This is a genomic window from Comamonas sp. Z3 (assembly GCF_008121565.1).
Lineage (GTDB): Bacteria > Pseudomonadota > Gammaproteobacteria > Burkholderiales > Burkholderiaceae_C > Comamonas > Comamonas brasiliensis.
This window is the reverse complement of record NZ_VOQU01000016.1, coordinates 1-4,082: the sequence shown is the minus strand read 5'-3', so window position 1 is coordinate 4,082 and position 4,082 is coordinate 1. Positions and strand designations below refer to the sequence as shown.

The 4,082-nt window shown below is 54.1% G+C and carries 4 protein-coding genes and 1 pseudogene; 2 read left to right on the top strand and 3 right to left on the bottom strand.

All coding sequences use genetic code 11. The features are described 5' to 3' along the window. Nucleotides 1–125: 125 nt before the first annotated feature. Together FSY59_RS27195 and FSY59_RS27190 are read left to right on the top strand one after the other, a co-directional pair. Entirely contained in the window at nt 126–611 is a 486-nt protein-coding gene (locus tag FSY59_RS27195) for a hypothetical protein (protein ID WP_148730037.1), read from the top strand. Between the two features lie 206 nt (nt 612–817). After that, nucleotides 818–1,588, top strand: a complete 771-nt coding sequence (locus tag FSY59_RS27190; RefSeq protein ID WP_255439808.1) for an oxidoreductase — start codon at nt 818–820, stop codon at nt 1,586–1,588. Nucleotides 1,589–1,642: 54 nt separating this feature from the next. Here FSY59_RS27190 and FSY59_RS27185 read toward each other — a convergent pair whose 3' ends face one another. From FSY59_RS27185 to FSY59_RS27175, 3 genes and pseudogenes are all read right to left on the bottom strand, one after another. Next, nucleotides 1,643–1,876, bottom strand: coding sequence for a hypothetical protein (locus FSY59_RS27185; RefSeq protein WP_148730036.1), 234 nt, complete (start codon nt 1,874–1,876; stop codon nt 1,643–1,645). A 190-nt stretch (nt 1,877–2,066) separates the two neighbouring features. Beyond that, complete coding sequence (locus tag FSY59_RS27180; protein ID WP_148730035.1) at nt 2,067–2,456, bottom strand: hypothetical protein; 390 nt, start codon at nt 2,454–2,456, stop codon at nt 2,067–2,069. 7 nt (nt 2,457–2,463) lie between these two features. Next, a pseudogene (locus tag FSY59_RS27175) lies at nt 2,464–4,082 on the bottom strand (pre-toxin TG domain-containing protein); the annotation flags it as partial.

The window sequence follows — 4,082 nt, the reverse complement described above, 5'->3', positions numbered from 1 at the left end:
TGATCTCCAGGATCAGTGCCGTCTTGCGCTTTGCGGTCCAGCGTTTGATCTCTTCTTCCATCAATGTGCTCATGGTGTCTTTCTCTCGACGGTAACACCTGAGCAGGTTTTCACTGGGTCAATACATGGACGGCAATGTGAACCGGGTGGGCCTGCCCTTTGTGGCGGTGACCAGCCTGCTGGGCAATCGCATCGCGCAGTACTGCACGCAAGGCGCTGGTGCCTTTGGCTCCAGCCATCACGGGCAGTACGCCTATCTGTCCGAGGACTGGGTTCCCGTCACCGATACCTCCGAGCTGCACGGCAAGGTGTTCAACGAATTCGAGGACTGCAGCTCCACCGGCACGCTGGAAATCCGAGCCGACGACTCCGTGGTGTTCACCGAAAACGGTGGCGTTCCCGATGCGCCCAACTTTGGCTTCTCCAAGGCATTGACCAGCGAAGGGATGGAGGATCCTGCAGAAAACTCCATCACGCATGCCAAGGTCTACAAGATCACCTTGGGCGGCAAGACGACCTATGCCTATGTCGGTGTCTCGACCCAAAAGGGCCTGACCACACCGGTCATCGACGGCAAGGCCAACTACGTGACCCTGGGCATTTCTCAATAAGCGTTGCCCGATCAACCTGCCCCTGCCGCCCAGCGGCCTCATAAAGCAATGCGCTCCAGTGGAGCGCATTGCTTCTTGCTTTGTAGTTCCGCACCTCAAGAGCACAGCCATTGTGCCCAGCCATCCTGGCTCATAGCACACAGCGCCAAACGGGCTTTGCACTGCCATGCCCTGCCCCACTTCACATTGACCGGAGATCCCTCTCGATGAAAAAGCAACTCCTTCTTTGCACCGCCCTGACCCTGGCTGGCTGCAGCTCTGCCCCCAGTGACAGCGATGTCGAAAAATTCCTGGAGCCCCAGTTCGCCGCCTGCGACAACGTCAAGGTGACCCACGTCAAGAAGACCAACGGCTATGAAGAAGATGGCCACTACCGTGTCGAGTTCACCTACGACATCGAGCTCAAGGACCCCGATACCTTGAAGCGCATGCGCCAGACCTACATGGAGGAACGCGACCGAATGAAAGCCTGGGAGGATGCCGGAAAGGCCGATCAACAGCAAATCGCAACGCTCAAGACTGAGATCCTGGCGTTACGCAAGGAGCACAACAGCAGCGCCCCCCGTCGAGAAGACTTCAACTTCAACAACCCGCCGGGAATGGGCTTCCTGGAAGAAGACGCATATCGGAAAGCGCTGGTCCAGTGGGAAAACGAGCATCCGTTGCCGAGCAGCCTGCGCCAGAAGATGCAGGCGCTCGATGCGATAGAGCAGGAAGCACGGCAAAGGCAAGAGCGCAACCAGCCCAAGAACACCATCTACAACCAGGTGACGGAAAAGGTATGGTCCATGTACGTTGCCGGATGCCCGAATGGAGGCTCCGCGAAGCTCTTCGACCCCGCCTTGCAGCAAGTCCGCATGGAAGCCATAAAGTCGCAGGACGTCCTGTACTGGCTGCAAGAGCAGCAGCTTCAGATGAAGGGCAAGATCACCATGCGCAAGACCGAGAACGGTTGTCGAGCGCTGAGCGAAGGATGATTTACGACAAACAATGACCCACGTAGCCTGGCGCCTGGTGCGCTGGGCTGCATGTCACAGAGCCTTGTTTTTTGCCTTGAAAACAACTTGATTACCGTGCATCGGAGCGGCGCTCTTGTCGTCTTGTTCAGTGACGCTTTGATAGTTGCTGTCAATGCGGCTCTTGCCTGCGCTGACGCCACCTTTGGTGAGGATGCCCACAGAGCGGAGTTTGCCGCTGACTACGGCCCATAAGGTTGGTTCACCGCCAGACTGGATGGTGACGGTGTTGCCTGCAGCCACGTGCATGTTGTTGTTGTGACCTCATTTCTGTTGAAGTGGCTCTTGCCTTTTCGGGCATCATCTGTAACACGGTCCCTCTTAGTTAATGCTTATGCATGCAAATGCATTAGTCAACCCTCAGTCGCTATATGCTTGACAAGAAACAGGCTATCGTTACTAGCCATACTGCTCTCATAGCACTGACTTTTTTCCTGACTCAGAAACCAGGAGCTGGTCTCCACTTAATATCAGTAGGTAGCGGCTCCTCTTTTGAAAAATTGCAAAATGCCTCTGCGATTTTATCAGCAAAGAACCACTCATCAGATTGCATTGTTAATTTTCCAGCTCCAAAAACAAGTAACGTTCCATCAGGAAATACCGGATTTTTTTTATCACCGAATGCTCGAAATCTTTGCTTGACTTCAGGATCATACAACTCCAGCATGCAGGTGATACCGCCACCAGCAACTTGCAAATATTTTCCTTTTGAATTCGTGATGGATGCAAAAGAAGAAGGCCCATAGCTCCTCAAAGAGGAAATAGCCTTCTTGATCTGATTCACAGTAGGATTTTCTACTGTTTTCTTACCTTCTTGCTCTAAAATCATGGTAACTTCAATTCAGATAAATTGTAATAGAAGATTCAATTTTTTCCCCGGATATTTTACCAACTCCTTGAGCTCCAAACTTATTAACAAAGATATCCGTAAACTCTTGATATAAAGTTTTTTTGGCTGATCCTGTTTTAATTTCTATTCCCTGAAGTTTTCCGGAAGAATCTCTTACAACAATATCGTAACGCCTGGGACCCAAGGGGCCATTTATAACCAGTTCCTCACCCACAACATTTACTCCATTTTTATTTAAAAATTCTGCATAATCTGATGCAGCCTTGGTTCCTGGAGCAGCATTCCCCGTAATACTTGCAAATTTCCCATCAGCTGTTCTGATGCTGCCATCTGGATAGAGTTTAGAGCCTCCCGAAAGATCTGAAAACTTACCAGATCCTTTAGCTGCATCAATCAAGTTTTCAGCAGGATTGCCAATTTCTTTGAATATCTTAGAAATTGCCTCAGCGGCAGGCTCTCCCACTTTCTTAAGCACTCCTCCCGCCACCGGCACTACCCCAATAGCAGCCCAGAATCGACTAGCCTCCTCCCCCGTCAGGCTACTCTGGCCCGTGATCAGTTGCAGTGCCGACTCTCCCGTTCCATAGACCGGAGCCAACTCCAACAACAGTTGCGCCAACTCCTGGGCCTGCTGCTGGGTCATGGAGCTGACTTGCCCAATGGCTGCCAGATTAGCAGCTCGCTCCACCTGGGCTACTTGCTGGTCGATGTTCAGAAAGTCCGCCTGGGTGCAGTTAGCGCCACATGCATTCAGCAACCGGGCATTTTCCTGACTGACGGTTTGACGGACCTGTCGGAATGGGCTGTGACTGATGTAGTTGTTGCCTGCCTGATTCAGGCCCGCTGCGGCACCCGATGTACCGCCCACAGCTCCCAAAGCAGTTCCTACCGCCGCATTCAATGCATCTCGCACCCCATCGGGCAAATTCAGTGCCGCAATGCTTTCTCCGATGCTTGGCAGCGCCGATGTACTGAGGGCTGCGCCCACTGCGCCTTCCAATCCTCCGGTCAACGCGCCAATTCCAGTGTGCAATGCATTGCGGTACTCGCCGCCTTCATCCCACTTTTTGGCTTCGGCTTCGTTGCCTGCTCTGCGAGCTGCGATGGCCCGCTGATCCGCGTAGGTTCCTGCAGCCTTACTAGCCTGCTTGCCAAACTCCGCCGTGATCGCCACCTGAGCATCGATCTCGCGCTGCACCTTGTTCTGGTCGAAGATCCGCTCGATGCCGGTGGTGTCGCCTGTGCGCACGCTCTGGTCGCCGGCGATGCCGGAGATTCCTGCCGTGGTGGTGCCTTGGGCACTGCTGCTGTCCTGGCCTACGCCGGCCCCCACCCCGTTGACGACATGCTTGCCGCCTTGCTGGCCAGTGTTGACGTTGACGCCAATCGCCTGGCCTTCGTAATGGGCGCTGTTGTGCAGGTCGCTGGTGGTGAGCGTGCCTCCGGTGCTGAAGCGGTTCTTGTCCTGGTCTACAGCGGCTTGGGTGCTGGCGATGACACCGCCCTTGAGATCGGTGTCGCCCTTGACGCTGACCTGGAAGCCGCCGTCGCCGGCTTGTATGCCGCTTTGCTCGGTGACGCTTTGGTAGTGGCTGTTGACCTTGC